General features: G+C 63.7%; 1 pseudogene. It reads right to left on the bottom strand.

Features of this window, described 5'->3' with window-relative positions:
• Positions 1 to 234 (bottom strand): annotated as a pseudogene (locus FMEAI12_RS37765) (transposase); the annotation flags it as partial.

Genomic DNA, 234 nt, shown 5'->3' with positions numbered 1-234 from the left:
CGGAGCGGGAGCCGACCTCTATGACGAAGAAGCAGTACAGACGCTGGAGCGTAATGGCGCAGTCCACGTGGAAAAAGTCCACGGCCAGCATCGTCGACGCCTGCGTACGCAGGAACTGTCGCCATGTCGTGTCGGTCTGCCGTTTCGGAGCCGGTGGCAACCTGAGGGTCTTCAGGACCCGGCGGATCGTGGATGCGCTCACCCGGTGGCCGAGTTTGAGGAGCTCGCCCTGGA

The sequence above is a fragment of the Parafrankia sp. Ea1.12 genome, assembly GCF_900465275.1.
GTDB classification, from domain to species: Bacteria; Actinomycetota; Actinomycetes; order Frankiales; family Frankiaceae; genus Parafrankia; species Parafrankia soli.
Note: the sequence above shows the minus strand (reverse complement) of the source record. Positions and strands in the feature narration are given on the sequence as shown.